We start from the raw sequence: 25900 nt of genomic DNA, 5'->3' as shown, positions 1-25900 counted from the left end.
CGCCGGCCGACCTGGCTGCCGGCGCCGCGCGTGCCGCTGCGCGCCGCGCCGCGCTCGCCCGCTGCCGGGCGGCCGGTCACCTGCGCGGGCGTTCCGGACGCGACCGGGCTCGTCGCTCTGCGGCCCTGAGCGGAGAACTCCTTCACCTGGCTCGGCGCCGGAAGGCTCGCGGCCGGTGCCGCCGACGCCGTCTGCTCACGTCTGCCGACGGCCCCGCCGGCAGCGCCCGCTCTGCCGCTGCCGGCAGCGGCCGTGCCGCCGCTGCCTCTGCCGGAGCCGGACCCGGCGGAGCCGCTCGCGCCGCGGGTCGGCTGACGGCGAACGGCGATCTGAGGCGCCGCGCCCGATCTCTCGGCCGCAGCGGGCGCGCCGCTCTGCCCGGGTGCGGTGGAGGGGCGGCGGGCGCCGGTCGGAAGCGTGGAGGTCGCGGGTGGAGCGGCGGCGGGGGTCGTGACGGTCGCGCCGGTCGTGGTTCTGCGCGCGGCGTCGTCGGTGCCGGCGGCGCGGGCGGCGTCTCCATCGGCGCGTGTCGTGTCGGCCGCGTCGCCGGCGCCGCCACCGGCTGGGCCGATCGCGACGAGCGCCGCGAGCACGACGACGGCGGCCGTGACGGCCGTCCACTCGCCGCCCGCCGGCCGCGGGCGCACCTGCGCGCGCTCGCGCGCCGACCACACCAGTCGCGCGCCGTCATCGATCACGCGCTGGGCGAGTGAGTCGGGAGCAGGGGAGGGCCGCGTGCCGTCCGCGACGACCTGGCCGGCACGCGGTTCGGTCGCTGGAGAGCGGTCATCCGACAGCTCCCACGCGGTCCCCACGGTCTCGGCGAGCGCGAGCCGCTGATCGAGCAGGCGGGCGATCGAGGCGAGCGCGAGCCGGTGGCGGGCACGCAGGCAGAGCCCGGCGAAGAGGACGACCGGGAGCGCGGCGACCAGCCAGCTGGGCGGGGCGTCGAACGCGACGCGCGCCAGCAGCAGCAGCGCCGCGAGCGCAAGCGCGACCAGCAGCGCCCGTCGCGCGACCGCGACGCGGCGGCCGCGGGCGATCGCGTCGCGCCAGGCGCGCAGGCCGGCGGCGAGGTCGCCACCCCCCGACGCGAGGTCATCTGACCGGTCAGGATCTCCCACTTCGTGGGGCGTCGCGTGGAACTCGACGACATCGGCGGGATCGGCCGCAAGCCAGCGCCCGGCGCGCGCGAGCTGCTCCGCGACGCCGGGGAGGAAGCGGGGGTGGGACACGTCGCAATGGTAGCCTTCGCCGCGATTTCGACGCTCGGACTCGCTTGCCGTCCTGGCCGCAACGGGCGCTCTGGACTTGGAGATCCGAAGATGGTGAATCACACCCGCCGCGCATCGCGCGGGACCGTCCGTTGGCTCGCGCTCGTGCTGGGCGCGCTCGCACTCACGTTGACCGCCTGCGGCGGTGACGACAGCAGCTCGTCGAGCACCAGCGGAGCCGCCGCGACGAGCACGACCGCGAGCACCGGCGCGAGCACGACCGCGAGCGGCGGCAGCGCCGCGACGCCCGACGAGGAGTTCGCCCCGGGCGACTGGGCGATCTTCGGGCGTGACTGGGACAACACCCGTTACGCCCCGCAGGACTCGATCAACAAGGAGTCGATCTCGCGCCTCGGCGAGGCGTGGCACTCCGACCTCGGCGGCAACCAGTGGCTCAACGAGGCCTTCCCGATCGTCGTCGACGGCGTCGTGTACATCACGACCAGCACGAACGAGATCTACGCCTTCGAGGGCGACACCGGCAGAGTGAAGTGGAAGTACGCGCCGAAGGTCGACTTCTCGCTCTCCAGCGGCGTCGGCGGCTACGGCATCGTCGTCAACCGCGGCGTCGCCGTCTCCGACGGCAAGGTCTACATGCTGACGTTCGACTGCAGACTGAAGGCAGTCAGCGCGGCGACCGGCGAGGAGATCTTCTCGACCCAGGTCGAGGACCCGCGCAGCGGCGCGTACGAGACGATGTCGCCGGCGGTCTACAACGGCCTCGTCTACGTCGGCAGCTCCGGCTCCGACCAGGGCGTCGCCGGCTTCGTCGCCGCCTATGACGGTGACACCGGCAGAGAGAAGTGGAGATTCGACACGATCCCGCCGGTCGGCGAGGGCTGGCGCAGAAGAGGCACCGGCGGCGGCACCGTCTACATGGCGCCGCAGATCGACACCGAGAACGGCAACGTGATCTTCGGCACCGCCAACCCGTCGCCGGCGATCGTCGGCGTCGACCGCCCGGGCGACAACCTCTACACCTCCTCGATCGTCGCGCTCGACGCGATGAGCGGCGAGTACAGATGGCATCACCAGGTCGTCGCGCACGACCTGTGGGACTACGACGCCGCCTCGCCGGTCGTGATCTTCGACGCGATCATCGACGGCGAGAGACGGCGGATGGTCGCCGAGGCCGGAAAGTCCGGCTGGCTGGTCTTCCTCGACGCGAGAACGGGTGAGCAGATCCATCCGCGCCTCTCCTTCGTCAGACAGCAGCGCTCGAGACCGACCGAGAGACCGACGCTGCAATGCCCCGGCCCGCTCGGCGGCTCGCAGTACTCGCCGATGGCGTACAGCCCGAGAGTCGAGGCCGTCTACGTCTCCGGGATCGACTTCTGCTTCCTGCTCGCGGTCTCCGACGAGAAGCTGCCGGGCGAGTCGAGATTCGGCGGCACGCGCTCGTTCCCGTCCGATTCGAGACCGAGCGGCTCCTTCTCCGCCGTCGACGTGAGAACCGGCAGATTCATCTGGCGCCAGAGAATGTCGACGCCGATGGGCGGCGGCGCGCTCGTGACCGGCTCCGACATCGTCTACACCGTCGACCAGCTCGGCTACCTCTACGCCTTCGACGCCGCCACCGGCAGAGAGCTGTGGAAGGGCAACCTCGGCCTCGCCGGCGCCGCCGCGCCGGTGCTCTACACGATCGACGGCGTCGACTACATCGGTGCCGCGGTCGGCGGCTCGGGCCTGACCTCGTCGAACGACTTCGGCCCGATCGGCGCGCGCTTCTACGCGCTCAAGCTCGACGGCAGAGAGATCATCCCGCCGAGAGCGCCGAGAAACCCCAGCACGGACTAGTGGCGTCCGCGGCGGCAGCGGTGCGGGCCGCGGTCGCCGCGCTCGTGCTCGCCGCCGCGCTCGCGCTTGCGGGCTGCGGCGGCGGAGGCGGCGACGACGCGACCCCGCCGCCCGGCCCGCCCGCCGACGTCGGCTGGCCGCGCTTCGGCAACGACGACGACCAGTCGCGCTTCTCGCCGCTGGCGGCCGTCGACCGCGACAGCGTCGACCGGCTCGGGCTCGCCTGGTCGTGGGCGCCCGAGGAGATGGCGTTGTGGGAGAGCTTCCCCGTCGTCGCCGGGCGGACGCTGTACGTCACGACGAACACCTCGCAGGTGATCGCGTTCAACGCCGCGACCGGCGCCCGCCGCTGGACCTACACGCCGCAAGTCGACTTCTTCGCCGGCGGTGCCGTCGGGCAGCAGCCGACCAACCGCGGCGTCGCCGTCGAGGACGGCCGCGTCTACCTCGTCACCTACGACGCGAGACTGGTCGCGCTCGACGCGGCGACCGGCCGCGAGCTGTGGAGCACGCGCGTCGCCGACCCGCGCAGCGGCACGACCGGCAGCTCGCCGCCGACCTTCTGGCAGGGCCGCCTGATCGTCGGCAGCAGCGGCAGCGACGCGCGCGGGTCACGCGGCTTCGTCGCCGCCTTCGACGCCGACGAGGGCGAGCAGCTGTGGCGCTTCTGGACGGTCGCGGAGGGCCGCGGCGGCGGCCGCGTCTGGATGCCGCCGACGGTCGACGCGCGCAGTGGGATCGTCTACGCCGGCACCGGCAACCCGAGCCCGGCGCTGAGCGAGCGACCGCGCCGCGGCTGTGAGAGATGGGTCAGCGGGATGGTCGCGCTCGACGCCCGCGACGGCACGCTGAAGTGGGGCGCGAACGAGGTTTGCGGCGACGTCTGGGACTACGACGGCGGGCAGCCGCCGCTGCTGTACGAGACGCGCGTCGACGGCCGCGACGTGCGCGCCGTCGGCCATGCCAACAAGTCCGGCACGTACTGGATCCGCGACGCCGAGAGCGGGCGCCGGCTGGCGCCGCCGCGGGCGCTGATCGCGCAGACGACGCCGCGCCCGCGGCCGAGCAGACGCGGGACGACGATCTGCCCCGGTGCGCTCGGCGGCGTCGCGTACGGGCCGGCGGCGCACGACCCGCGCTCGCGCACGATCTTCCAGGGCGCGGTGCGGATGTGCATGACCTACCGCACCGGCGACCGCGAGCTGGGCGGTGCGCCGGTGCTGCTCGGCGGCGGCAGCGCGCGCAGCGTTCCGGGCAGGAGAGCGCGCGGCACGCTCGTCGCGCTCGACGACGGCAACGGCCGCGTGCGGTGGCGCCGGACGCTGCCGGCGCCGCTCGCCGGAGGGGTGCTGGCGACCGCCGGCGGGCTCGTCTTCAGCGGCCTCGACGACGGCTGGCTGTACGCCTTCGACGCGGGCACGGGGGAGACCGCCTGGCGCGGGCGCGTGGGGCTGCCGTTCGGCAGCGCGCCGCTGACCTACCGCGTCGGCGGGATCCAATACGTCGCGATCGTCGCGGGCGGATCGACGGTCACCCAACAGACCGGGACGCGTCCTGGCGCGCGTCTGCTGGTGCTGCGTCTCGGCGGCCGACCGCTGCCCGCGAGATGAGACGAGACGCGCGATTCGGGTGCAAACGACCGTGTGCTAGGTTCGGCCGCGTGTCCCGCCGTACCTCGCTCGCCTCGTTCGCGGGCATCTGCCTCGCCGCCGTGACAACGACGGCCCTTGTCACCTCCGCCCACGCCACGACCGGTGTCGGCACCGGCCTGCCGCAGCCGAGAGTCGACGTCGCCAAGGCCGACGGCGAGCAGTTCGTCGGCCGCTACTCGATCGGTGAGATCGACCGCCGCGCGAAGGTCACCAGCGGCCAGCTGATGATCGACTACACCGACACGGAGAAGCCCTTCCTGATCGGCAGCCTCGCGATCTACGGCTTCGACAGAGACGGTCGTCAGCAGACCTCCGCCGCGATCACCTACCCGTTCAGCTTCGCCGACGACGTGCTGACCGGCAGAGTGATCAGCCAGGGCACCTACAGACAGATCGGATCGATCAGACTGCCGGTGCCGAGAAGCACTGAGGAGCTGTCCGGGACGCTCGGCTGGCGCGGCGGCACCTACCAGGTCGTCTTCGACCGGCTGCCGGTGAGCGATCTTGCGACAGCGCTGCCGCAGGCGAAGCAGATCGACGCCGTGCCGCTGCGACTGAAGAACAGAGGCCTCGGCGCAAGAGACTCCGCCTTCTACGGCCGCTGGGAGCTGGTCCCGAGCAGAGATGACGTCGGCAAAGCGTCATCGCTCTACGCGCCGCTCGTGCGCGCGGCGACGGCGGTCAGCGACGACGAGCTCGTGCCCGACAGCGGCCACCTGCAGCTGTTCGAGGTCGAGTCGAGATTCGACCCGCCCGCCCCCGGCGGCATGATGACGCTGCACGCCCCCGGCTCGACGCGCGCCGAGTTCCTGACCGACTTCAGATGGGAAGGGCCGTGGCGCACCGCGATCGTGCGCGGCGGCAGCGACGGCGGCCCGGTGGTCGGCAGATTCACCGGTCGCGTCAGCGGCGACACGCTCGTCGGCACGCTCAGAAACGGTGACCTCAGCATCGAGCTGACGTTCACCAGACCGAAGCAGAGATGACCTGATGGGCCTGACGATGACGTTGAAGGGATCCCGCTCGGCGCTGCTCGCCTGCGTCGCGCTCGCCGGAGGCGTCGCCGTCGCCGGCTGCGGCGGGGGCGACGATGACGGGGGCGGCGAGGAGCTGTCGCGCGCGGCGCTCGTGCGGCAGGCCAACGCGGCCTGCAGAAGGGCCGCCGCCGGCATCGCGAGAATTCCCGTCGCCGCCTCGATCGACGAGCTCGGCTCCTACGCCGAGCGCGTCCACACGATCGGGACGAGGCTGTACGACGAGGTGTCGCAGCTGACCCCGTCGCAGCCCGATCGTCAGGCCTTCGAGCGTTACCTGCGCGCGCTCTCGACGTCGAACGCGCAGCTCTCGGCGCTCAGCAGAGCGGCCGACGCGGGCGACCGCGCGGCCGTCGGCGCCGCCGCCGGCAGAGTCGCCCGTGCCGAGGTCGGCACCTACGCGGCGGTCGCCGGCTTCGACGTCTGCTCCGAAGCGTCGCCGACCCCGACCTCCTAGAGCGCGGCCTCGTGTCCTCCGCGTCGCCGCCGCCTGCCTCGCTCGTGCGACGCGCTGGTGCCGCGGACGCTGAGGCGATCGGCCGCCTGCTGCACGACTTCAACGCCGAGTACGAGATGGCGACGGCGTCACCCGCCGCGATCGCCGAGCGGATCCGTTCGCTGCTGGCGGAGGAGCCGCGCTTCACGGTGCTGCTGGCCGGTGGGCGCGGCGGTGCGGGGTCGGCGGACGACGAGCCAGACGCTGACGGCGCGGGCGCGCGCGAGCCGGTTGGCTTCGCCGTCCTGCGCTTCCGCGCGGCGCTCGCCTCTGCGGGTCTTGAGTGCTACCTGGCCGAGTTGTACGTCGTCCCGGCAGCGCGCGGTCGTGGCCTCGGCCGCGCCTTGATGGAGACGGCGATCGCGCTGGCGCGCGCGGAAGGCGCCGACTGGATCGACCTCGGCACCAGCGAAGACGACCACGCCGCCCGCGCGCTCTACGAGAGCCTCGGCTTCGTCAATCGCGAAGGCGGCCCCGACGGCCCCGTGTCGTACGTCTACGAGCTGGAGTTGTAGACGCTCAGGTCGCCCGTGCCAGCAGGTGCTGGGCGTCGGCGAGGGCGGCGAGCTGGGTGAAGGGGTCGCCGTCGGCGGGGAGGTGGACGTAGCCGACGCCGTGGGCGCGGCAGCGGGCGGCAACCATCGCGGCGTGGGACTCGACCACTTCCGCGTGGGCGGCGAGCGTCGCGGGGGTGAGGCCGAGCGAGAGCGTCGCGCCCGTCTCGCGGTCGAGCAGCTCGACGGGGCCGGTCGCAGGAGACTCGGGTACGGGCTCCGTCACGTGCAGCAGCGTCGCGGCGCGCACGCTGTGGAGGGCGGCGAGGGCGGCGTCGAGCGCGGGCTCCTCGACGAGCGCGTCGGTCAGCAGGGCGGCGATCTCGGCGCCGGCCGCGAGCGGCCGGCGGGCGTGGATCCCCGCCGCCAGTTCGGTGCTGCGGCCGCGCGGAAGGTGCTCCAGCTGACGCAGCAGCAGCGGCACGTGCTGCTCACCGCTCAGCGGCTCGCCGCCCATGCCCTCGCCGTCGGCCAGCACCGTCAGCTGCACCGTTCCGCCGCGCAGCAGCGCGACCGCGCCGAGCAGCGCCGCGAAACGCTCGGCGTGGCGGCGGGCCGGTGCACCGGCATCGCCCATCGAGCGGCTGCCGTCGAGCAGCAGCGACAGGCCCAGCTCGCGCTCCTCCGGCGATGTCCGCACGAACGGCTGATGCAGCCGCGCGTAGACGTTCCAGTCGATCCGGCGCAGGTCGTCGCCGGGCGCGTACGGGCGGTAGTCGGCGAACTCCAATCCCCGCCCGCCGCTGGCCGCGCCGGTCGCCGCGTCGCCGAGCAGGCCGCGCACGATCGCGTCGAGGTCGCGCAGGCGCAGCCGTTGGAGCTGGCGGAGGGTGGCGCCGTCCAACAGGGGCGGGCTCACCGCGCCGTCGCCACCCGCTCCAGCGCGTCTTCCACGATCGCCTCGGCCGTCACGCCCTCGCGCTCGGCCTCGAACGACAGCACCAGTCGGTGGCGCAGGGCCGGCAGCCCCACCGCGCGGACGTCTTCGAACGCCAGATTCGCGCGGCCGGCCAGCAGCGCGGTCACCCTGCCGGCGAGCGTCAGCGCCTGCGCGCCACGCGGGCTCGGGCCCAGCTCGACCCAGCGCCGCGCCAGCTCGGTCGCGTCCTCGCGCGCGGGCTGCAGCGCCAGCACCAGCCGGCTCGCGTAGCCGATCACGTGCGCCGCTGCCGGCACCGAGCGCGCGAGCGCGATCATCTCGCGCAGCGTCTCCGCGTCGGCGACCTGCGGCGCGGGCGGAAACACGCCGCCGGTCGTGCGCGTCACCGTCTCGGTCAGCTCGGCCTCGTCGGGGAAGTCGAAGCCGAGCTTCAGCAGGAAGCGGTCGAGCTCGGCCTCCGGCAGCGGGTACGTCCCGCGCATCTCGACCGGGTTCTGCGTCGCCAGCACCGTGAACGGCTGCGGCAGCGCGTGCGTGACGTTGCCGATCGTCACCCTCCGCTCCTGCATCGCCTCCAGCAGCGCGCTCTGGGTCCGCGGCGCCGCGCGGTTGATCTCGTCGGCGACGACGAGGTTGGCGAACAGCGGTCCCGGCTGGAAGCGCAGCTCGGCCCCGGCGCCGTCCTGCGACAGCACCATCGTCCCGGTGATGTCGGCCGGCATCAGGTCGGGCGTGAACTGCACGCGGCGGTGTTCCAGCGCCAGCCCCTCGGCGAAGGCGCGCGCCATCGTCGTCTTGCCGAGCCCGGGCACGCCCTCCAGCAGCGCGTGGCCGCCGGTCAGCAGGCACAGCAGCACGCCGCGGACGGCGTCGCGCTGGCCGACGATCGTGCCGCCGACGGCGCCTTCGATCTCCTGCGCGATCTGTTGGAAGCGGTCAGGCGAGAGCACGGCCGGCACCATATCCTGCCGTGCGGTGATCTACGGTCCCGACCTCGCGCACGTCCACGACAGCGCCTTCGACGGCTTCGTGCGCAGCGCGGCGCCCCACCTGCTGCGGCGCCTGCGGGCGGCCGGGATCGAGCGCGGGCTGGTCGTCGACCTCGGCTGCGGCGGCGGGATCCTCGCCGCCGAGCTGCTCGCCGCCGGCTACGACGTGCTCGGCGTCGACGTGTCGGAGGACGCGCTCGCGATCGCGCGCGAGCGGGCCCCGGGCGCGCGCTTCGTGCAGGGCTCGATCGCCGACGTCGAGCTGCCGCTGTGCGCCGCCGTCACCGCGATCGGCGAGGTCGTCAACTACGACGCGCCGGCAAGTCTCGGGCCGCTGTTCGCGCGCGTGCGCGCCGCGCTGCGGCTCGACGGCCTCTTCGCCTTCGACGCCGCCGCGCCCGGCCGCGAGCCCGACGGCCGCCGCGAGTTCACGCTCGACGGCGACGGCTGGAGACTCGACGTCGAGGTCGCCGAGGACCGCTTCGCGCGCAGGCTGACGCGCTGGATCAGCGTCGAGCGCGGCGGCTGGGTCAGCGAGGAGACGCACACGCTGCGGCTCTTCCCCGCGCATGAGGTCGTCGCCGAGCTGTCCGGCGCCGGCTTCCTGCCGCGCGTGCTGCGCGGCGGCTACGGCGACGGCAACGAGCTGCCGGTCGGGGTCAACGCGTTCGTGGCGAGCGCGGGATAGGAACGGCGCGGCGCGCCCGCGCTCATCAGTGCCGGTCGCCACGCGCGCATCAGCGCTCGGCGCCCGCCAGCCGCCGCTCCAGCGGCCCCGGCAGCCGCCCGTCGGTCGACAGCCACGAGCCCAGCAGGATCAGCAGCAGCCCCAGCAGCGCCCCGGCCCCCGGCTGCTCGTCGAGCAGCGCGACGCCGAGCGCGAGCGCGATCACCGGGTTGACGTAGGTGATGATCACCGAGCGGCTCGGCCCGGCCGTTCGCACCAGCTCCGCGAAGGCGACGAACGCCGCCGCGGTGCAGACGATCCCCAGCACGACGATCGCGACGATCGCGCCGGTCGGCGGGACCTCGGTCGGCGGGTCGAGCGCCGCCAGCGGGGTCAGCACGACCGCCGCCATCGCGAGGCTGACGCCCATCGTCGCGCGGCCGTCGAGCCCGCCGAGACCGCGCGAGATGATCAGCGGCCCGCAGGCGTAGCCGGTCGCGGCGACCACGAGCGCGGCGATCCCCAGCAGCTCGCCGGAGCTGCCGGAGACGTCGATCCCCACGAGCGCGGCGACGCCACCGAAGCCGAGCAGCATCCCCACCAGCCGCCGCCCGCCGAGCCGCTCGCCGGGCGCGAAGCGCAGCGCCAGCAGCGAGGCGATCAGCGGCACGGTCGCGATCGCGATCGCCGCCGTCGATGAGGCGACGTGCGTCTCGCCGAAGCCGATCAGCGGGAACGGGATCGAGATCTCGATCACGGCGTAGGCGAGCAGCCAGCGGCCGCGGCCGCGCAGCGCCCCGAGCGCTCTCGCATGCCACGCCAGCGGCAGCAGCACGCAGGCCGCCAGCAGCACCCGCGCCCACGCGACGAAGCCGGGCGGGACGCCGTCGTCGACGGCGACCTTGATGAAGAGGTACGGGATCCCCCAGAGGATCGACATCGTGGCGAAGGCCGCCCACGCGCGAGGACTCATGCGATCGAGGGTATGCAACTGTGCAGGCATGGCGCAGATCGGTCTCGGACTCGCCGCCATCGGGCGGCCGGCTTACATCAACCTTGGACGTGACGAGGACCTCGGAGCGGACCGATCGGTCGAGACGTTGCGGGCGGAGGCGGAGACGCTGCTCGACGCGGCGCTCGCGGCCGGCGTCGGCTGGGTCGACACCGCCCGCTCCTACGGGCGGGCCGAGGAGTTCCTCGCCGGCTGGCTCGACAGCCGCCAGCTCGCACCCGGCGCGTTGACGATCTCATCGAAGTGGGGCTACGCGTACACGGGCGAGTGGCGGATGGACGCCGAGGTGCACGAGCGCAAGCAGCTCGACGCCGCGCAGCTGCGCAGACAGCTGGCGCAGACGCGCGCGCTGCTCGGCGACCGCCTCAGCCTCTACGCGATCCACTCGGCGACGATCGAGAGCGGCGTGCTCGAGGACGGCGAGGTGCTCGACCAGCTCGCCGAGCTGAGAGCGAGCGGCGTCGCCGTCGGTCTCTCCACGACCGGTCCCAGCCAGGCGGCGACGATCGACCGCGCCGTCGAGCTGGGACGCTTCGACGCCGTGCAGGCGACCTGGAACCTGCACGAGCGCAGCGCGGGGGAGGCGCTGGCGCGGGCGCAGGCGGCCGGCCTGACCGTGCTCGTGAAGGAGGGCGTCGCCAACGGCCGCCTGACCGCGCACGCCGCGCCGCCGGAGCTGACCGCGGTCGCCGAGGAGCTCGACACGACCCCGGACGCCGTCGCGCTCGCCGCGATCCTCGCGCGGCCGTGGGTCGACGTCGTGCTCAGCGGCGCGGTCTCGCCGGCGATGCTGCGCTCCAATCTGATGGCGGGCAAGATCGCCTGGAGCGACGAGCTGGAGGCGCGGCTGGCGCCGCTGGCGCGCGCGCCGGAGACGTACTGGCGCGAGCGCGCCGCGCTGCCCTGGGGGTGATCCGCGGCGGCCGGCCGCCGGCGCGGCGGCGGAGAACCGGCTTGTCGGTGGGACCGGATCCTGGAATCTTTGCGGCCCATGGGACTGTTCAGCCGCAAGGATGCCGAGGGAAGACCTCACCGGCTGCCCGGCTATGCCGCGCTCGCGCGCGAGGACATGGCCGACGCGCGTCGCCGCAGACCGGACGCCGACCTGAGCGGCTACGCCGCCGCGCGCGGGCTCGACGCGCTCGGCAGCCAGAACGCCGCCGGCTACTTCGCGGTCCTGCCGCTCGACGCGCAGCTGCAGTTCAACGTCATGCGCGGCGTGCTGCCCGGCGGCCGCGACGGCTGCATCTACCACTGGCTGCGCGCATGGCCGGTCGACGGCAAGGGCGACGCCGTCGGGACCTTCTACGGCAAGCTGTGGGCGCCGCCGCTGCCGAAGGGCTGGTGGAAGCCGAGCCGCCACGACATCCCCTACATCGGCTGGATGTTCAACCCGACCGGCGAGGCCGAGTACGAGAGCGCGATCGGCGTCCCCTGCACCGTCGCCGCGACGCTCCTGCCGGAGGCGTCGCTGATCCCCGACTTCGTGATCGACAACAGAGCCCGGCCGCTGCTCGGCGGCAACCGCATCAAGCTGAAGGAACGCGGGATCAGCGGCTTCGAGCTGGTCCACGACGGCGCGCCGCCGCCCGATGCCGTGATCGAGCGGCTGCTGGCGCCCGGCTCGGTCTGGCGCCAGCTGCTCGCCAGCGGCGGCCGCAACGCGCTCTACGAGCTGTACGTCTCGCGCGGGACGGTCGCGATCCGCCGCAACGGCTACGTCACGGACGAGGGCGCGCTCGACGGGATGGCGAGATCGGTCTGCGCCGCCGCCGAGGCGCTGCGCGAGGCGGTGCTGGCGGAGGCCGACCCGCGCCCGTTCGACAGCGAGCTGCCCGCCGTCGACTGGCCGCCGAGCGGCGTCAGCGTCAGCGGCCGCTTCCCGCCGAGCCCGTGGCTGGAGGCGCTGCACGGCTGCGCGGCCGAGCTGTCGATGACGCTCGAGGAGCCGGCCGCTTACCACCGCGCCTTCCCGTCGGTGGCGGTGCCGGGGCGCGCCTTCGCCGTCCTGCGCGGGACGCTGCCCGGGACGGCGGTTCCGGCGCGGATCGCCTTCCACCACGAGCGGCCGCTGAACGACAACCAGGGCCGCACGGCGCTGCTGTTGGAGGCGGCGCCGGGGACTGAGGAGACGCCGCCGTGGGGCGTGCGCGTCGACGAGCCGCGGCTTGGCTACTCCGTCCGCGACGGGATCGTCGCGCTGTGGATCCTGCGCAGCTCCGGCCGCAACGGCGACCTCGGCGACCTCAGCGGCTTTCTCACGACCGCCTTCGGCTACGCGATCGAGCGGGGGCTGGTCGAGACCTGATCGGCCGCGTCGACCGCCGGCCGGTGACGCAGCAGCAGCACGGCGACGATCGCCGCCAGCGCGAGCACGAGCGCGGCGACCGCGAAGGCCGAGGCGACCGCGCTGGTGACGGCGTCGAGCAGCGGCGAGATCAGCTCCATCACCTTCTCCGGCAGACCGCGATCGGTCTCGCCGGAGGACTGGATCCCGTTCATCGCGTGCTCGATCTGCTGCACGTCTCTCGGCGGGAAGCCGTAGCGGTGCTCGAACAGCTCGCCGATCCGGTGGCTCTGGCCGTGCGCGACGATCGTGCCCATCACGGCGACGCCGAGCGTCGCGCCGACCTGGCGGATCGTCTGCAGCACCGCTGAGGCCTGCGCGCGCAGCTCCGGGGCGACCGCGTTCATCGCGTCGGTGTTGGCCGGCGTCATCATCACGCCGAGCCCGATCCCCATCACGACGTAGCCCGGGATCAGCCAGGTGTAGTCGCGGTGGTGCAGGACCGTCGCGACCCAGACGAGCGCCAGCGCCCCCAGCGCGCAGCCGACCGTGACCGGCCCGCGCGGGCCGATGCGGTCGTAGAGGCCGCCGGCGCGCGGCGCGATCAGCAGCACCGGCAGCGTCAGCGGCAGCAGCGACAGGCCGGCTTCGATCGCGGTGAAGCCGAGCACGTCCTGGACCCAGACGGCGCCGAGCACGGCGATCCCCGTCATCGCGAACTGGACCGATGCGAGCACGATCCCGTCAGCGGTGAAATTGGCGCTGCGGAACAGCCGCAGCTCGACGAGCGGCTCGCGCTGGCGCAGCTCCCACACGATCGTCAGCGGCAGCAGCACCGCGCCGGTGACCAGCAGCGCGATCGTCGCGGGCGAGTCCCAGCCCCAGGCGCGCGACTGCATCAGCCCGAGCACGAGGCAGGTGAGGCTCAGCACGATCAGCGGCACGCCGCCCCAGTCGACGCGGCCGGGACGCGGCGGAGTGTCGGGCAGCGACACGTGCGCCAGTGCCAGCAGCGCGGCGCCGACCGGCAGGTTGACGAAGAAGACGGCGCGCCAGGAGACGAGGTCGGTCAGCAGGCCGCCGATCAGCGGGCCGAGCGCGAGGAAGACCATCGAGACGCCGGCGTAGATCCCCATCGCGCGGCCGCGCTCCTCGGCGCCGAAGGCGTTGGCGACGAGCGCGCCGGTCGCGGGCGTCAGCAGCGCGGCGCCGAGCCCCTGCACCGCGCGGGCGGCGATGATCTGCGCCTCGGAGTCGGCGAAGCCGCAGACGGCCGAGGCGAGCACGAAGATCGCGGCGCCGACCTTGAACGCGCGCGCGTTCCCGATCAGGTCGCCGATGCGGCCGCCGAGCGCGACGAACGCGGCGAGCGTGAGCAGGTACGCGTTGACGACCCACTGCAGCCCGACGGTCGTGACGCCGAGGTCGGCCTGGATCGTCGGCAGCGCGACGGCGACGACGGTCTGGTCGATCAGGATCATCGACAGCGACGCCGTCATCGTCGCGAGCACCCACCAGCGGCGGTTGTCCTCGGTCGGGCGGATGCTCATCCGGAATCCTGTCGGCGCGCGCGGCGCCCGCCTTGAGCGACGGTGCCGTCGTCAGACGTCGGCGCGGCGCACCGCCGCGATCCCGAGAGCGAGGTAGACGAGCGAGATCCCGACCATCACGCCGGCGCCCGCCGGGAAGGTGTAGGCATGCGTCGGGGCCGGCTCCAGCAGCGCGTCGCTGGCGGCGTCGAGGCCATAGTCGCGCCACACCTGGAAGCGCGCCGCGAGCAGCCCCTCGACGACGAAGTTGACCGCGATCAGCAGCGTGATCGCGCCGCCGACGTGGCGCGTGACGCCGCCGAAGGCGGTGCCGGCGATGGCGCTGACGGCGGCCAGGACGAGCACGCCGCAGATCGCCTTCGCGGTCTCGCCGCCGCTCCACGCCCAGCCACCGCCATCGGCGGAGATCCAGACGGCGGTGACGCCGAGCGTCAACGCGCAGCAGAGTGCGGCCATCGCGACCCCGACGATCGCGGCCGCCAGCGCCTTCGCGACGATCACGCGCTCGCGTCGCGGCTCCAGCATGAAGGCGACGGTGATCGTACGGTGCTCGAACTCGCGCGCGCAGGCGACGGCGGCGAGCGCGCCGGCGACCAGCGCCGGCACCGCCGAGAGGTTGACCATGTCCTGGACCGTCGTCGCCGGGTCGCTGACCTGCGTCAGCGCGACGATCGCGATCGGCAGCGGCAACAGCGTCCCGGCCGCGAACAGCAGCCACGCGCTGCGGACGGTGCGCAGCTTCTCCAGCTCGACGAGCACGAGCGTCATCACGGCCGGCCTGCCTCCGCGGCGTCGCGCGGCTGCGCCTCCGCGGTCAGCGCCAGGTAGCGCTCCTCGAGCCCGTCCTCGTCCTCGACGAGGCGGTGGATGGCGATCTGCGCCAGCAGCGCGATCTCGCCGATCGTGCGCGCGTCGCCGCCGCCGACGACCAGCTCGTCGCCCTCGTCGGCGACGATCGTCAGCCCGCGCGCTCTCAGCCGCGCACCGAGCACGCGCGCGTTCGCGCAGCGCACCCGCACGAGCCGCTCGCGGACCGCGCGCAGCTCGCCGATCGGACCGTCCGCGACCAGCCGCCCGTGCGCGATCACGACGACGTCGTCGGCGAACCGCTCCATCTCCGCCAGCAGATGGCTGGAGACGAGCACCGTCTTGCCCTCCTCGGCCAGCTCGCGCAGCAGCTGCCGCAGCCAGTGCATGCCGGCCGGGTCGAGGCCGTTGGCCGGCTCGTCGGCGATCAGCAGCGGCGCGTCGGACAGCAGCGCCCGCGCCAGCGCCAGCCGCTGGCGCATGCCGAGGCTCAGCGTGCCGATGCGGGCGCGCGCCGCCGGCGCGAGGCCGACGCGGTCCAGCAGCTCCGGCGCCCGGTCCGGGCAGACGCCGGCCGCGAAGGCCTGCAGCGACAGCTCGTCGAGCACGCGCCGGCCGGGATGGAAGGCGCCGCCGTCGAGCACGCCGCTGGCGACCGCTCCGGGGCGGGCGTGGTCGAGCAGCTCTCTGCCGTCGATCAGCACCCGTCCCGCGGTCGGCTGCACCAGCCCGAGGATCATCTTGATCGTCTGCGTCTTGCCGGCGCCGTTGGGTCCGAGGAAGCCGGTGACGCGCCCGGCGGTCGCCGAGAAGCTGAGGTCGTCGACGACGGCCTCGCCGCGATAGCGCTTCGTGAGTCCTTCGACAGCGAGCATCGGCGGGCGCGATTCTACGGCGGCGAGGGGCCGGCCACCGTACGGGTGACCGGCCCTTTTGCACGCCGCCCCTGTCGTGCGGTTCAGCGTCTCTTCGGCGCCGTCAGCCACACCTTCACCGTCGCGCGCCGCGTTCTGCCGTCGCTGCCGCGCGTCGTCAGCGTCACGGTGACGCGCTGTCTGCGCTGCGTCACCAGCGCCCGGTACGCCGCTCTGCCGAGCGTCACCTTCACCGCGGTGAGGCGGTTCGGCGCGATCGCGAAGCCGTGTGCGCCGAGCTTCGCTCTGCCGCGCGTCAGCTGCAGCGTGCCGCGGCAGAGCTTGCCGGCGGAGACGTCGCAGCGGACCTTCACCGCGACGACGCGCTTGGCGTTGACGCGCAGCGCCGCTCTCGCGATCACGGGCGGGCGAGGTCTCGCCGCCGTCGGCGGTCTCGGCTGCGGCGCGGGCGGCTTCGGCTGCTCGCCGGGCGGCGTCACCGGCGGTCTCGGCTGCGGCCCCGGCTGCGGCGGCGCGAGCCGGTCGCTGCGGAAGACGTAGCTGCCGGAGGCGACCGCGTAGACGGCGGCGCCGGCCTCGTGGCGCAGGAAGCTGACGCCGGTCTGGTCGTCGACGTGCGCGCTGGCGGCGTCGCCGGCCGGGAGGTGGACCTCCGCGGTCGTGTTGCCGGGCACCTCGACGCGCAGCTCGACCCCCTCGCCCGCGCGCTGCCAGGCGGAGGAGACGCGGCCGTGCGGCGTGTCGACCCAGGCGCTGGCGCGGTCGAGACCGGCCGGCACGAGCGGCTTCACGAGCGTCTTCGCGTAGCCGGGCGCCGCGGGACGGATGCCGGCGAGGTGGGTCGTCAGCCAGTCGTCAACGGTGCCGAGGAAGGCGTGGTCGAGCGAGCGCGCCTGCCCTTCCCAGGTCTCCAGGAAGGTGTCGTTGCCGAGGCCGTCGAGCATCCAGCCCCAGCTCGGATACGTCGTCTGCGAGGCGAGCGCGTTCGCCAGCTCGCCGTGGCCGTTGTCGGTCAGCAGCGGCAGCAGCAGTTTCGTGCCGGTCGCGCCGGTGTGGAGGTGGGTGCCGCGCGCGTCGCGGATGTCGCGCACGAGGTTGTCGAGCACGCGCTGCCGCTGGTCGGCCGGGACGATCCCGAGCGTCAGCGGCATGATGTTCGACGTCTGTCGGTAGCCGCCCTGCGCGCCCGGCGTGCGGTAGATCCCGGCCTCCGTGTCGAGGAACTCGGCGTTGAAGCGGTCGGCGATCCGAGCCGCGAAGGCGTCGGCGTCGGCCGCGTCCTGCGTGCGGCCGAGCGCCCGCGCGATCTGGCCGAACGTTCTCGCCATCTCGACCACCGAGGCGGTCGCCGACAGCCGCCAGCCCTCCGGCGGGACGAAGCCGCCGAGGCCGTCCGGCGGGACCCAGTCGCCGAAGGAGAACGACTCCCAGATGCCGTTCGTCGTGTCGATTCTCGACTCGACCGCGTCGAGCAGCCGCCGCATCGGCAGGTAGTGGCGGCGCAGCGTCTCGACGTCGCCCTCGTACTGGTAGAGGTCCCAGCTGACGAGCATGTAGGCGTTCGACCACAGCGGGTCGATCCCGATCTGCGTGTCGAACGACGGCAGCGCCGGCACGACGACGCCGACGCTGCCGTCGGGATGCTGCGCGTCGGCGAAGTCGTCGATCCACTTCGCGAAGGCCTTCGCGGTGTCGAAGTTGCGCAGCGCCGCGTCGGAGAAGAGATGGCCGTCGGCCGTCCAGCCGGCCTTGTCGAAGGTCGGCGTGTCGGTCGGGATCCCGTGCAGGTTGTTGAGCAGCGTCCGCCGCATCACCGTGTGGAAGCGGTTGTAGAGGTCGCTGGAGCTGTCGAAGCCGCCGTTGTCCGCGACGTCCTGGTGGACGACGCGCGCCTCGACGCTGATCGGCTGCGCGCCGGTCACCTCGACGTAGCGGAAGCCCTGATAGGAGAAGCGCGGCTCCCACGTCTCCGTGCCGCTTCCCTTCAGCACGTAGCTGTTGACCTGCGCCAGCTGCGGCTCGCCGTGGATGTTGCCGCGGCCCGCGACGGTGCCGTCGGCGTTCAGTCTCTCGCCGTGCAGCAGCCTGACCGTAGTGCCGGCGGCGCCCTTGACGCGGATCCGCGTCCAGCCGGCCGTCATCGTGCCGAAGTCGTAGACCTGCACGCCCGCTCTCGGGCTCGTGACGGCGACCGGGTCGAGCGTCTCGATCACGCGGCTCGGCTCCTGCGCCTGCGCCTTCAGCGTCGCGCTGGTGGCGTTCGCCGCCGTCACGACGGTCGCCGTGTCCCAGCCGGAGTCGTCGAAGCCGGGCTCGCTCCAGCCGGCCTGCTGCTCGCGCGCGTCGTAGCTCTCGCCGAGGTTGACGTCGTCGGCGACCGTCGCGCTGTCGCTGACCGTCCACGAGCCGTCGGAGACGACGCGCGACGTGCTGCCGTCGATGTGCTCGACGTCGAGCTGCAGCAGCAGCCGCTGCTCGCCGTTCCACGGCGCGGCCCACCATGAGAAGGCGGCGCCGGTCGCGCCCTTGTCGGGATACGCGAGGTAGCCGCGGCCGAGCGTCACGCCGAGCGCGTTGTCGCCGTTCTGCAGCGCCTTCGTGACGTCGAAGGTCTCGTAGAGCGCGGTGTCGTCGAACGCGGTCCAAGCGGGGTCGAGGACGTGGTCGCCGACCTTCGCGCCGTTCAGCTCGACCTCGTTGTAGCCGAGGCCGGAGATCCGCAGACGGGCCCGTCTGACCGGCGCGCCGAGGCTGAACTGCTTGCGGAACTGAGGCGCCGGCGTGATCGCCGGGAACGGCTGCGGGGAGGTCTCGCCGCGACCGATCCACTCGCCCTTCCAGTCGGCCTGGTCGATGAAGCCGGTCTCGAAGCGGCTCGTCGCGCTCCAGGCGCCGGGCGCGCCGTCCTGATCCCAGGTGCGGACGCGCCAGACGTACTGCTCGTCGGAGCGCAGCGCCGCGCCGCGGTAGGGGACCTCGATCGATCTCGTCGACACGACGCGGCCGCTGTCCCAGGCGTCCGGCTCGCCGGCGGCGAGCGCCTCGGCGCTGGTCGCGACCTCGATCTCGTAGGCGCTCTGCGCGAGGCCGCGCTGCTCGGCGGCGAGCCGCCAGGCGAAGCGTGGCTGCTCGACGTCGACGTCGAGCGGGCGGACGGCCTGCTCGACCGTCAGGTCGGTCGGGGTGGCGGCATGCGCCGTTGGGGTGGCGGCGATGCCGATTGCGCTCGTGGCGGCGGCGAGGGCGGCAAGCCGCCTCGCATCGATGAGCTGCATGGTGATCTCTCCTCCTGCTGATCGAACGCGGTCGCTTGTGAGCGATTCGCTGTCGAAAAGCTAGGAGCGCGGAGGGGGTCTGCGCATCGGGCTGGAGGGTGAACTTCGGCTCAGCCCTCAGGAGGAGGCGCGCGGCCTCGCGAGCCCGACCTCATACGCGAGCACGACCGCCTGCACGCGATCGCGCAGGCCGAGCTTGCGCAGCACCGAGGAGACGTGCGTCTTGACCGTCGCCTCCGTCAGCACGAGCCGCTGCGCCAGCTCCGCGTTCGAGAGCCCCTGCGCGACCAGCCGCAGCACGTCCAGCTCGCGCTCGGTCAGCTCACCGAGGTCCGGCAGGCGCTGCTCGTCGGCGCCCGCCGGCAGCACCGCGGCGAAGCGGTCGAGCAGCCGGCGCGTGACCGTCGGCGCCAGCAGCGCGTCGCCCTGCGCGACGACGTGGACCGCCTCGACCAGCTGCGCCGGTCTCACGTCCTTCAGCATGAAGCCGCTGGCGCCGGCGCGCAGCGCGGCGAAGACGTACTCGTCGAGGTCGAAGGTCGTCAGGATCACGACCCGCGCGCCCGGCACCTCGGCGAGGATCCGCGTCGTCGCGGCGATCCCGTCGAGCTGCGGCATGCGGACGTCCATCAGCACGACGTCGGGCCGCAGCCGCTGCGCCAGCGCGACCGCTTCAGCGCCGTCGGCCGCCTCGCCGACCACGTCGATGCCGGGCTTGGACTCGAGGATCAGCCGGAAGCCGCCGCGCACGAGCGCCTGGTCGTCGGCGAGCAGGACGCGGGTGGGAGCTGCGTCGCGGCGCGGCGAGAGCGCGGCGTGCGGCGGGTGAGCGGCCGGCTCGCTCACGACGCTGCTCCCAGCGGCAGGCGCGCGTGGACGCGGTAGCCGCCGTGCGGGCCGGGGCCGGCCTCCAGCGTGCCGCCGAGCAGCGCCGCGCGCTCGCGCATGCCGCTCGTGCCGAGGCCGTGGCCGTCGCCGCCGGCCGCCGCCGGGTGGCCGCCGCCATCGTCGCGCACGTCCAGTTCGAGCGCATCGGGGCCGTAGCGCAGCGCGACCTCCGCGCGTCTGGCGCGGGCGTGGCGGAGGGTGTTGGTCAACGCCTCCTGCACGATCCGGTAGGCGGAGAGGTCAACGCCAGCCGGGACCGGGCCGGCCGCCGCGCCCTCGCGCGTGACGGTCACCTCCAGGCCGGTCGCGCGCACGCGCGCTGCCAGCTCCTCGACATGGGCGAGGCTCGGCTGCGGGTGGAGCGGGGAGGGGGCGTCGGGCACGTCGGTGCGGATCCCGCCGACGAGGCGCCGCAGCTCGGTCAGCGTCTCGCGCGCCGTCGCCTCGATCGCTTGCAGCGACTCGCGGGCGCGCTCGGGGCGGTCGTCGAAGATCTCGCCGGCCGCGCTCGCCTGCACGACGATCACCGCCACGCTGTGCGCGACGACGTCGTGCAGCTCGCGCGCGATCCGCGCCTGCTCCTGCGCGACGGCGCGACGCTCCTGCTCGCGCTGCCGGGCGGCGCGGTTGCGGCGCAGGTCGCCGTAGACGTGGATGCCGACGGCGCAGGCGACGAGGAAGAGGACCTGATCGACGCCCGCGAGGCCGGTCGCGTCATCGGCCAGCGGCGTGCGCACGAGCGTCGCGACCGCCAGCCCCAGCAGCGCCGCGAGGCCCCACCACGACCGCTGCGGCGGCAGGTGCGCGGCGAGCGACCCGACCGCGACGTAGGCGGCGAACGGCATCACCACCGGCGGGCACAGCAGCTGCAGCGCGAGCGCTCCGAGCAGCACCAGCGCCGCCGTCTGCTCGCGGTGCGCGTGACGGCGCCACAGCAGCGCCGACTGTCCGCCGGCGACCAGCGCCGCGGTCCAGGTGGACCACGCCGGCAGCTCGTCGGCATGGTCGAAGACGACGATCAGCAGGCCGAGCGCGGTGGCGGCCGCGATCGTCGCTTCGGTGAGCAGGTGGCGGAGGCGGGGCGACACTGGCCGATCCTCTCGCATCGACGCGGGGCGCGCCTCCTCCGCGAGGATGAGCCGGGGCGGCGGGTCAGTCGTGGGGATGAGGGTGGCGAGAAGCGCCGATGCGCCGGTTAGGGTTCGCCAGCGATGCCGAGAGCCCATCCGATCCCCGCGCTCCACATCCACTACGCCCACGGCCTGCTGGTCGTGCTTGAGCGCGACGGCCCGGCCACCGCAGAGGAGCTGGTCGAGCACTACCCCGAGAGTGAGCTGTTCAAGGGGACGCGGGACCATAGAGCTCCGGTCGCACGCGTCAGACAGCTGCTGGCGTACGCGGCTGAGCTGGACCTGGTAGAGCGAGACCGCGACGGCCGCTACGAGATCTCGGATGGCGGCGCGGCCTACGTCAGCGAGATGGACTTCGCCGATCCGTTCCGCATGACGCCCGCTCAGAGCGACCGTCTCGCGCGGCTGCTGTGGGAGCACGTCGGCGAGGACGGCGTCGCCTTCGGCGCCGCGCTCGCGCTCGATCAGCTGGCAGCCGATCCGAACCGCTCGCCGGAAGCGCTGGGCGCCGCGATCGGGGAGGGAGGTGGGCTGCTCGGCCGCTGGCGCAGCCGGAGAACGTTCGAAGAGCAGGGGCGGCGCTACCGAGCGCTGCTCGAGGACGCGGCGCTGATCGATGCCGATGGGCGTCTGGCGCCAGAGGGGCATGACCTGCTCACGGTCGCGCCGGTCGGCGCCCCGCCAACCGCGGGGGAGCACCCGTCGATCCCCCGCAGGGAAATCAACGCGCTTCCGCTCGACCTCGTCTTCAAGTGGTCGCCGAGAATCCGGCGCGACACGATCGAGCTGCATCGAGACGTCGCGTTGCAGCGCGGTGCCGTGTGGTGGGGCCGCTTCCGGCACCCCGGTTCGCCGCTGTCGTCAGGCGTCGAGGCGCAGCTCAGAGACCAGCTCACACGCGGTGTGCCCACGACGGCCTATCTGCGGGGCAGCGACGGTGCTGGGGACTGGAAGGCGCGACTGCTCGACTTCTCCTCGAACGGCGCGGCTGTCGATCCGCGTCTCGTCCCGCGGTACTACGAAGAGGTCGACGAGACGCCAACGCTGTGGGTGAAGCTGACCGACTTCGCCGAGCTGTCCGAGGGCGACCTGCTGCGTTCGCTCGTGAAGGCGTCGGACGGCAGCCCGGTCACGCCCGGCGGGCTCGGCAACCAGACCAACCCGCTCTACGTCAAGACGCGGCCGGAGGCATCCCTGCCGGCACCGCCGCGCCTGGCGACCAATCCCGTCGTGCTGGCGGAACTCGAGCCGGATCCCGAGCCCGAACCGGCGCTGCCGCCGCTCAGACCGGTGCCGCTCTCGCTCGACGTGTTCGAGGCGGAGGTCGCCCGCGACGGGTTGATCGTCGACCGCAGCCTGCTCGCGCAGTTGCTGGCCCACGTCGAGAGCGGCAAGCATGTGATCCTGACCGGTCCGCCCGGCACCGCCAAGACGACGCTTGCGCAGGCGTTGGCTCGAGCCGCGGCGCGCGCGGAGTGGTGTCGCGACCATGTCGTCACCACCGCGACAGCTGACTGGACGACCTACGAGACGATCGGCGGCTTGCACGAGATCCCGGAGGGCGGACTCGACTTCCAGGACGGTCACTTCCTGGAGGCGATTCGCAGCGACTCGTGGCTCGTGATCGACGAGCTCAATCGCTCGCAGTTCGACCGCGCGTTCGGCGCGCTCTTCACGGTCCTCTCTGGTCACCCCGTCGTGCTGCCTCATCGTCGCCGGGGTCGAGGCCGGATCGCACTCGTGCCGGAGCGAAGCATGCATCCCGTTCCTGCCGGCTGCGACCTGATCGCGATCCCCGAGAAATGGCGGATCGTCGCGACGATGAACGTCTTCGACAAAGCGCTGTTGTTCCAGATGTCGTTTGCGCTGATGCGCCGGTTCGCATTCGTCGAGGTGCCCGCACCAGCCGCGTCCGTCTTCAGCAAGCTGATCACGGACGCCGCCGACGGCAACGACGAAGCTGCCGCGGCCGCCGAGCGGCTCTACACCACGATTTCTCCGCTGAAGCAGCTCGGACCGTCCGTCTACCTCGACCTCACGCGCTTTCTGCGGTCTCGGCTGGAGAGCGGGGAGCAGTACGCGACCGCAGGTGAGCTGATGCTCGAAGCCTTCTACAGCTACCTGCTTCCGCAGTTTGAGGGGATCGACCAAGAAGACGGCAATCGACTGTGCGCCGCGCTTCTCACGATCGTCGCGGAAGATCGGCGGGCCTACGTCGAGCAGACGCTTTCCGCCGTGCTCGGCATCGTATTCGGCGGCGGTGCCACCGAGCCCGAGGAGCAGTTCGACGACGAAGTCGCGTGAAGCAGCTCACCTGGAACCGCGAGGTCGCCGTCGAGCGCATCAGAACCCAAGTCTGGCGCTACCTGACCGCCGCGTGCAGACAACAGGACGAGTATGTGCTCGCCGCTGCCGATCTCCTGCAGATGAGAGCGCACGACGTCCGTCGCCTGGCGCAGGTGCAGTTCTCCGTGAGCCCGGCCGTCGGTCGACTGCTCGACGAGATGCCGCGCCTTGTGCGTCAGCTCGCGACCACGACGATCGACGACCATGAGGTGACGTCGGGTCGCCTGCGCGGGCCAGTGCAGTGGGGCGAGACGCATGCGCTGCGGCGCGCGACCGGCATACGCCGGACCTACGTCACGGCGCCGGCGCAGCGTGCCTACGACACGCCGGAGAACCGCTTGCTCGCGTTCGTGCTGCACGCGATCGTCGAGCAGGGGCACCGCACCGGTTGGCATGCGGCCAGAAGCGGAGAGTCCGGCCTGCGCGTGGCGGCTCGTGTCGGACAGGCCGGTCGCTGGCTGCAGCAGGCAGAGCTGGCGGACCTGCCGCGCGAGCCGCCGACCGCAAAGGCGGTTGCGCTCGTTCGCAGAGGGCGCAACCGCCGCAAATATGAACTGGTTCTGGCGGCTTACGACCTCCATCGCAGATACGTTCAGCAGCTCGATCGCCAAGCCGTGCGGGAAGCGGTCGAGCGTCACGCGCTGCTGGCGAGCAGTGACGCCGTGCTGCTGGAGTTGCGGTGCGCCTTTGACGTCGCGTCGGCGCTGAGAAGGGCCGGCTGGGATGCGGCGCCGGCCGGGCTGATCAGAACCCCGCTCCTGTTCAGCGGCACACGCCGCCGCGAGCAGCTCGACGTGCACTATCAGTCGGTTCCGAGACTGCTGAGAGAGCACTCCCACTACCGCGACGTTCAGCGGCTCCACGGGCTCCGGGCCGGCGTCCTGCGCCCTGATCTGGTGCTCGAGCATCGGACGGGCGACGGCGTACGCTGGGTGCTGATCGAGGTCAAGAGCGGAAGAGGCGCGCCATCCGGCTTGGCCCGTTCGACCGCACGTGACCTGATGATGTATCGGCACGCCTTTGAGCGGGCGCTCGCACCTCAAGCCGGCGTCTACGGGATCGGATACGCCTGGGGTGCGGAGCTGACGCCGCGAGTCTCCGACGGCCTCGTGCTCTGCACGCCGGACACGCTGCCGGCCGCACTCGTCGCGGCCGGGGTGGGCTGACAGCGGGGAGCGGCACGCTCAGCCCGCCGGCGCAGCGGCGGACTGCTCGACGTGCGAGCCGTCGCGGCCCTTGACGACGAGCAGCTGCGCCGGGACGCGCTGGCGCAGCTCGGCGACGTGGGAGACGATCCCGACGGCGCGGCCGCCCTCGCGCAGCGCGTCGAGCACGTCGAGCACCTCGTCGAGGGTGCGCTCGTCGAGCGAGCCGAAGCCCTCGTCGATGAACAGCGTCTCCAGGCGGCTGCCGCCGGCGTCCGCGGCGACGACGTCGGCGAGGCCGAGCGCGAGCGCGAGGCTGGCGAGGAAGGTCTCACCGCCGGAGAGCGTCGAAGGGGAGCGCTCCTGGCCCGTCCAGCCATCGACGATCTTCAGGTCGAGTCCGCCGCGACGGCGCCCGCGCGCGCCGTCGTCGGCGTGGATCAGCGCGTAGCGGCCGTTCGACATCCGCTCCAGCCGCGCGGTCGCGGCTGCCGCGACCTCCTCCAGCCGCGCCGCCAGCACGTATGCCGACAGACGCATTCTAAGCCTGTTGGCGGCCGAGCCGCCGTCGGCGAGCGCCGCCAGCTCGCGCACGACCCGCTCGCGCTCGGCGACCGGCGCCAGCGCGGTGAGGGCGCTGTCGAGTGCGCCGGAGAGGCTGGTGACCTCGGCTAGACGGCGCTGCTCGACGGTGTTGCGGCCCTGGCTCGCCTCGTCCTGCTGAGCGGCGCGCGCGGCGGCGTCGCGCAGCGCCGGCAGGTCCGGTGCCGGCTGCGCGGCGGCCGCCTTGAGCGCTTCGTCCTGGACCAGCGCCGACCGTCTCGCGATCCCCTCGTCGAAGTCGCGCAGCCGCTGCTCCAGCTCCGCGAGCTGAGCGGCGTCGCGGACAGCGGCGGCGGCCTCCTCTCTGCTGCCGAAGCCGGCGGCGGTCGCGGCCGTTGCTGCCGCGGTCGCGGCCTCCTCCGCCGCGGCGGAGGTGCGGGTGGCCTGCTCGGTGGCGGCGGCCGCCTGCTCACAGGCGTCGGCCTGCTCGCGCAGGCCTGCGACGCGCGCGGCGATCGTCGGTGCGTCGCCGCGCGCGGCGGCGACCCGCTCCCGCTCGGTGTTCAGCGCGGCGGAGCGCTCGGCGTGGGCGGCGCGGGCCGTCGCCGCGGCCTGCTCGGCGTCGCGCCGCTCCTGTTCGTGGCCGGCGACGGCGGTCGCGAGCGCGCTCAGCTCGCGCTCGGCGCCCGCGAGCCCGTC

20 protein-coding genes and 1 pseudogene are annotated in these 25900 nt (G+C 73.4%); 10 read left to right on the top strand and 11 right to left on the bottom strand.

Annotated elements, in window-relative coordinates:
* Positions 1-1235: pseudogene (locus R7226_RS24130) on the bottom strand (hypothetical protein); the annotation flags it as partial.
* Positions 1236-1325: 90 nt separating this feature from the next.
* Here R7226_RS24130 and R7226_RS24125 point away from each other — a divergent pair.
* The 5 genes from R7226_RS24125 to R7226_RS24105 are packed head-to-tail and all read left to right on the top strand — an operon-like array spanning position 1326 to position 6768.
* Positions 1326-3071 carry a pyrroloquinoline quinone-dependent dehydrogenase gene (locus R7226_RS24125; protein ID WP_318599918.1) on the top strand — a complete coding sequence of 582 codons (1746 nt, stop codon included), beginning with the start codon at positions 1326-1328 and terminating at the stop codon, positions 3069-3071.
* Between the two features lie 20 nt (positions 3072-3091).
* A complete protein-coding gene (locus tag R7226_RS24120) occupies positions 3092-4681 on the top strand; it encodes a pyrroloquinoline quinone-dependent dehydrogenase (RefSeq protein ID WP_318599917.1) in 1590 nt (529 codons plus the stop codon).
* Positions 4682-4731: 50 nt separating this feature from the next.
* Positions 4732-5709, top strand: a complete 978-nt coding sequence (locus tag R7226_RS24115; RefSeq protein WP_318599916.1) for a hypothetical protein — start codon at positions 4732-4734, stop codon at positions 5707-5709.
* Between the two features lie 4 nt (positions 5710-5713).
* Positions 5714-6214, top strand: coding sequence for a hypothetical protein (locus R7226_RS24110; RefSeq protein ID WP_318599915.1), 501 nt, complete (start codon positions 5714-5716; stop codon positions 6212-6214).
* An 11-nt stretch (positions 6215-6225) separates the two neighbouring features.
* Positions 6226-6768, top strand: coding sequence for a GNAT family N-acetyltransferase (locus tag R7226_RS24105; RefSeq protein ID WP_318599914.1), 543 nt, complete (start codon positions 6226-6228; stop codon positions 6766-6768).
* 4 nt (positions 6769-6772) lie between these two features.
* Here the strand turns inward: R7226_RS24105 and R7226_RS24100 are convergent, their stop codons facing one another.
* Both R7226_RS24100 and R7226_RS24095 read right to left on the bottom strand, forming a co-directional pair.
* Positions 6773-7666, bottom strand: a complete 894-nt coding sequence (locus tag R7226_RS24100; RefSeq protein WP_318599913.1) for a DUF58 domain-containing protein — start codon at positions 7664-7666, stop codon at positions 6773-6775.
* Positions 7663-8637, bottom strand: a complete 975-nt coding sequence (locus R7226_RS24095; RefSeq protein WP_318599912.1) for an AAA family ATPase — start codon at positions 8635-8637, stop codon at positions 7663-7665. The genes R7226_RS24100 and R7226_RS24095 overlap by 4 nt, the downstream gene beginning before the upstream one ends.
* 25 nt (positions 8638-8662) lie before the next feature.
* Here R7226_RS24095 and R7226_RS24090 point away from each other — a divergent pair, with 25 nt between their 5' ends.
* The gene (locus R7226_RS24090; RefSeq protein ID WP_318599911.1) at positions 8663-9364 is read left to right on the top strand and encodes a class I SAM-dependent DNA methyltransferase; all 702 of its coding nucleotides are present in this window, start codon (positions 8663-8665) and stop codon (positions 9362-9364) included.
* A gap of 49 nt (positions 9365-9413) precedes the next feature.
* Here R7226_RS24090 and R7226_RS24085 read toward each other — a convergent pair whose 3' ends face one another.
* The gene (locus tag R7226_RS24085) at positions 9414-10316 is read right to left on the bottom strand and encodes a DMT family transporter (protein WP_318599910.1); all 903 of its coding nucleotides are present in this window, start codon (positions 10314-10316) and stop codon (positions 9414-9416) included.
* A 28-nt stretch (positions 10317-10344) separates the two neighbouring features.
* Here R7226_RS24085 and R7226_RS24080 point away from each other — a divergent pair, with 28 nt between their 5' ends.
* Together R7226_RS24080 and R7226_RS24075 are read left to right on the top strand one after the other, a co-directional pair.
* On the top strand, positions 10345-11268 hold the full coding sequence (locus R7226_RS24080) for an aldo/keto reductase (RefSeq protein ID WP_318599909.1): 924 nt from the start codon (positions 10345-10347) through the stop codon (positions 11266-11268).
* A gap of 78 nt (positions 11269-11346) precedes the next feature.
* Positions 11347-12663, top strand: coding sequence for a protein-tyrosine phosphatase family protein (locus R7226_RS24075; RefSeq protein ID WP_318599908.1), 1317 nt, complete (start codon positions 11347-11349; stop codon positions 12661-12663).
* Here the strand turns inward: R7226_RS24075 and R7226_RS24070 are convergent.
* The 6 genes from R7226_RS24070 to R7226_RS24045 all read right to left on the bottom strand — a co-directional run bounded on the left by R7226_RS24070 (position 12630) and on the right by R7226_RS24045 (position 21125).
* Entirely contained in the window at positions 12630-14192 is a 1563-nt protein-coding gene (locus R7226_RS24070; RefSeq protein WP_318599907.1) for a DHA2 family efflux MFS transporter permease subunit, read from the bottom strand. The two genes, R7226_RS24075 and R7226_RS24070, sit on opposite strands and share 34 nt — an antisense overlap.
* A gap of 51 nt (positions 14193-14243) precedes the next feature.
* Positions 14244-14960 carry an ABC transporter permease gene (locus R7226_RS24065; RefSeq protein WP_318599906.1) on the bottom strand — a complete coding sequence of 239 codons (717 nt, stop codon included), beginning with the start codon at positions 14958-14960 and terminating at the stop codon, positions 14244-14246.
* Positions 14960-15874, bottom strand: coding sequence for an ABC transporter ATP-binding protein (locus R7226_RS24060; RefSeq protein ID WP_318599905.1), 915 nt, complete (start codon positions 15872-15874; stop codon positions 14960-14962). Before R7226_RS24060 ends, R7226_RS24065 begins: the two co-directional genes overlap by 1 nt.
* 83 nt (positions 15875-15957) lie before the next feature.
* Positions 15958-19149: a family 78 glycoside hydrolase catalytic domain gene (locus tag R7226_RS24055; RefSeq protein WP_318599904.1), complete on the bottom strand. Its 3192-nt coding sequence runs from the start codon at positions 19147-19149 to the stop codon at positions 15958-15960.
* Between the two features lie 117 nt (positions 19150-19266).
* Entirely contained in the window at positions 19267-19923 is a 657-nt protein-coding gene (locus tag R7226_RS24050; RefSeq protein WP_318599920.1) for a response regulator transcription factor, read from the bottom strand.
* A gap of 68 nt (positions 19924-19991) precedes the next feature.
* Positions 19992-21125 carry a sensor histidine kinase gene (locus R7226_RS24045; RefSeq protein ID WP_318599903.1) on the bottom strand — a complete coding sequence of 378 codons (1134 nt, stop codon included), beginning with the start codon at positions 21123-21125 and terminating at the stop codon, positions 19992-19994.
* A 123-nt stretch (positions 21126-21248) separates the two neighbouring features.
* Between R7226_RS24045 and R7226_RS24040 the strand changes: the two genes are divergently transcribed.
* On the top strand, positions 21249-23471 hold the full coding sequence (locus R7226_RS24040) for an AAA family ATPase (RefSeq protein ID WP_318599902.1): 2223 nt from the start codon (positions 21249-21251) through the stop codon (positions 23469-23471).
* A complete protein-coding gene (locus R7226_RS24035; RefSeq protein ID WP_318599901.1) occupies positions 23468-24679 on the top strand; it encodes a hypothetical protein in 1212 nt (403 codons plus the stop codon). The genes R7226_RS24040 and R7226_RS24035 overlap by 4 nt, the downstream gene beginning before the upstream one ends.
* An 18-nt stretch (positions 24680-24697) precedes the next feature.
* Here R7226_RS24035 and R7226_RS24030 read toward each other — a convergent pair.
* The coding region (locus R7226_RS24030; protein ID WP_318599900.1) for an SbcC/MukB-like Walker B domain-containing protein at positions 24698-25900 on the bottom strand (1203 nt) is incomplete at its 5' end.

It is taken from the genome of Conexibacter stalactiti (assembly GCF_033542075.1).
Classification (GTDB): Bacteria; Actinomycetota; Thermoleophilia; order Solirubrobacterales; family Solirubrobacteraceae; genus Conexibacter; species Conexibacter stalactiti.
Note: the sequence above shows the minus strand (reverse complement) of the source record. Positions and strands in the feature narration are given on the sequence as shown.

Excerpts from the sequence above, each read along its gene's own strand:
- R7226_RS24125 (WP_318599918.1), top strand. The coding sequence starts at position 1,326 with ATGGTGAATCACACCCGCCGCGCATCGCGCGGGACCGTCCGTTGGCTC.
- R7226_RS24110 (WP_318599915.1), top strand. The coding sequence starts at position 5,714 with ATGGGCCTGACGATGACGTTGAAGGGATCCCGCTCGGCGCTGCTCGCC.
- R7226_RS24085 (WP_318599910.1), bottom strand. The coding sequence starts at position 10,316 with ATGAGTCCTCGCGCGTGGGCGGCCTTCGCCACGATGTCGATCCTCTGG.
- R7226_RS24070 (WP_318599907.1), bottom strand. The coding sequence starts at position 14,192 with ATGAGCATCCGCCCGACCGAGGACAACCGCCGCTGGTGGGTGCTCGCG.
- R7226_RS24080 (WP_318599909.1), top strand. The coding sequence starts at position 10,345 with ATGGCGCAGATCGGTCTCGGACTCGCCGCCATCGGGCGGCCGGCTTAC.
- R7226_RS24075 (WP_318599908.1), top strand. The coding sequence starts at position 11,347 with ATGGGACTGTTCAGCCGCAAGGATGCCGAGGGAAGACCTCACCGGCTG.
- R7226_RS24060 (WP_318599905.1), bottom strand. The coding sequence starts at position 15,874 with ATGCTCGCTGTCGAAGGACTCACGAAGCGCTATCGCGGCGAGGCCGTC.
- R7226_RS24065 (WP_318599906.1), bottom strand. The coding sequence starts at position 14,960 with ATGACGCTCGTGCTCGTCGAGCTGGAGAAGCTGCGCACCGTCCGCAGC.
- R7226_RS24055 (WP_318599904.1), bottom strand. The coding sequence starts at position 19,149 with ATGCAGCTCATCGATGCGAGGCGGCTTGCCGCCCTCGCCGCCGCCACG.
- R7226_RS24040 (WP_318599902.1), top strand. The coding sequence starts at position 21,249 with ATGCCGAGAGCCCATCCGATCCCCGCGCTCCACATCCACTACGCCCAC.